At 70.4% G+C, this 3,019-nt stretch carries 2 protein-coding genes; one reads left to right on the forward strand and one right to left on the reverse strand.

Annotation, left to right across the window (positions count from 1 at the left end; translation table 11 throughout):
* Positions 1 to 18: 18 nt before the first annotated feature.
* The gene (gene gabT, locus ACNPM4_RS15375; protein ID WP_029260983.1) at positions 19 to 1,380 is read right to left on the reverse strand and encodes a 4-aminobutyrate--2-oxoglutarate transaminase; all 1,362 of its coding nucleotides are present in this window, start codon (positions 1,378 to 1,380) and stop codon (positions 19 to 21) included.
* 97 nt (positions 1,381 to 1,477) lie between these two features.
* Between gabT and ACNPM4_RS15380 the strand changes: the two genes are divergently transcribed.
* Positions 1,478 to 2,992: a PucR family transcriptional regulator gene (locus ACNPM4_RS15380; RefSeq protein ID WP_448986262.1), complete on the forward strand. Its 1,515-nt coding sequence runs from the start codon at positions 1,478 to 1,480 to the stop codon at positions 2,990 to 2,992.
* Positions 2,993 to 3,019: the final 27 nt, after the last annotated feature.

Here is a 3,019-nt window from a genome sequence, read left to right on the forward strand (position 1 = left end):
CCCCCCCGGACAGGGGTGTCAGGCCGCGGCGAGCGCCGCAGCGACGATGTCGAGTCCTTCGTTCAGCAGATCGTCGCCGATCGAGAGCGGGGGAAGGAAGCGGATGACGTTCCCGTAGGTTCCGCAGGTGAGGACGACGACGCCCTGGGCGATGCACGCCTTCGCGACGGCGGCCGTGAGAGCGGCATCCGGGGCCTGCGTCTCGGGGTCGACGAACTCAGCGGCGATCATCGCACCGTGGCCGCGCACGTCGCCGACGCGCGGGTCGTTCTGCTGGATCGCGGTGAGACGCTGCGTGAGGGTCGCCCCGATCTCACGGGCACGCTCGATCACGCCGTCGTTCTCGAACACATCGATCGAGGCGAGGGCGGCGGCGCAGGCGATCGGGTTGCCGCCGTAGGTACCTCCGAGGCCGCCGGAGTGCGATGCGTCCATGATCTCGGCGCGACCGGTGACGGCCGCGAGCGGGAGACCGCCGGCGATGCCCTTGGCCGTGGTGATCAGGTCGGGCTCGATGCCGAAGATCTCGCTCGCGAACATGTGCCCGGTGCGGGCGAATCCGGTCTGCACCTCGTCCGCGATGAAGACGACGCCGTTCGCGCGGCACCAGTCGACGATCGCCGGCAGGAAACCGTCGGCCGGGACGATGAAGCCGCCCTCGCCCTGGATCGGCTCGATGATGACCGCGGCGAGGTTGTCGGCGCCGATCTGCTTCTCGAGCTGGAGGATGACGCGGGCCGCGGCCTCGTTTCCGTCGAGCCCATCGCGGAACGGGTACGACATCGGAGCGCGGTACACCTCCGGGGCGAACGGACCGAAGCCGCTCTTGTACGGCATCGACTTGGCGGTGAGCGCCATGGTCAGGTTCGTGCGGCCGTGGTAGCCGTGATCGAAGGCGACGACCGCCTGACGTCCGGTGTGCTTGCGGGCGATCTTGATCGCGTTCTCGACGGCCTCCGCACCCGAGTTGAACAGGGCACTCTTCTTCGCGAAGTCGCCGGGGGTGACGCGGTTGAGGGCCTCGGCGACGCCGACGTACGACTCGTAGGGCGAGATCATGAAGCAGGTGTGCGTGAACTGCGCGGCCTGCGCGGCTACGGCTGCCGCGACCTTGGGGTGCGCGTTGCCGACCGTGGTCACGGCGATACCGGAGCCGAGGTCGATGAGCGAGTTGCCGTCCGCGTCGACGATCACTCCGCCACCGGCGGCCACGGCCGCGATCGGGACGGTGTGCCCGACCCCGGCCGCGACGGCATCCGCCTTGCGTGCGAGGATCTCGGCCGAGCGAGGGCCGGGAAGGTCCGTGACCAGGCGACGCTCCTGCGGGAGGTCGGGTCCGCCGAGAGGGACTGCGGGTGCTGCGGTGTCGAGGAGTGCCATGTTCGCGAGCGTACGGCGGCAACGGAGGCCGCCGCACTAGCCAACTTGTACAATCTAGGCGAAGGGTTCGCCCGACTGTACAGCGGAAAGGTTCCTCATGGCCGCCACCGAACCGGAGCAGCCGACTCTGCGGGCGCTGCTGCGCCGTCGGGACCTCGGGCTCGCACTCGTACCGCTCGAGGAGGACCTGCCCGAGGGTGCTCTCGACCGCCCGCTGCGTTGGGTGCACAGTTCCGACCTCGCAGACCCGACCCCCTTCCTCTCCGAGGACCTGGCATTGCTGACCACGGGTACGCAGTTCGACCGGGCGATCGATATCGACACCTACGTGGGACGCCTCGCCGACCGGGGCGTCCTCGGGCTCGGCTTCGGCACCGAGGTCCATCGATCGGGCATTCCGGAGGAGCTCGTCGCCTCGTGCGCCACACACCGGATGCCGCTGTTCGAGGTGCCGTATCGCACGCCGTTCATCGCTGTGGCCCGCGCCCACTCCGAGGCGATCGCCGCTCAGGCCTACGCCCGGCGATCCTGGGCGCTCGACACCCAGCGCGCCCTCGCCCTCGCAGCTCTCCGCCCCAGCGGGCTCGAGGCGACCATCGCGGAACTCGGACGACGCCTCGACGTCTGGGCGGGGATGTTCGATGCCGCGGGCGCGGTCGTCGCCGCCCACCCGCGCGACCGCCTCCATGCCGAGCTACTCGACGCCCTGAGCGGGCGGGTGATGGAGATTCTCACGCGCGGATTGGAAGCGAGTCAGTCGCTCACCCTCGGCGAGCACGCGTTCATGCTGTTCACCGTGGGCCGCGGAGGGCATCTGCGAGGGGTGATCGCGCTGGCGCTCGATGCGCTCGATCCCGAGGCCCGGTCGGTCGTGACGTCGGTGATCGCGATGGCAGGTCTCGCGATGGAGCAGAGCGAGCAGCTCGCACGGAGCCGGCGGCGCCTGCACGCCCAGCTCCTCGGCTCCCTGCTCGCCGACGATCCCACGCTGGCGAGAAGAGTGCTCGGCGGCCTGCCCCCCGCTCCGGTGATCGTGGCCGTCGCCGCGGATGCCCCGGCCGGTCCGCTGGGCGAATGGTGGGAGCGGCATCGCTCCGAACACGGCACTCCCGTCTTCCTCGCCGAGTCCGCGGACGGCGTGACGATGTGCGTCTCCGCAGGCGAGGAAGCACTGCTCGACGAGGTCGCCACGCGTTTCGGCATCCGCATCGGCGTCTCCGATCCCGACGGATACGACTCGTTCGCCCGAGCGCACGCGCAAGCGCTGACGGCTCTTCGCCAGCAGGGAACGCACGGGGCGGCACGATACTCCGAGACGGTGGGCTCCAGCATCCTCACCGCGCTGGCGACCGACGAGGCCCGCCTCGTCGCGGAGTCACGTCTCGCGCCGCTGCGCGAGCACGATGCCCGCACCGGTGCCGAGCTGGAGCGCTCGTTGCGCACCTGGCTGGAGCACGATGCCAAGGCGGAATCCGCGGCGACGGCACTCGGCGTGCATCGGCACACCCTGCGGTCCCGCATCGCTCAGGCCGGAGGCCTGCTCGACATCGACCTCTCGGCTTTTCCCGCACGGGCTGAACTGTGGACCCTCCTGCAGACGGCACGGGACTGACCTCGCGCGACTCGCGGACGACCAGCG

The sequence above is a fragment of the Microbacterium umsixpiens genome (genome assembly GCF_053543675.1).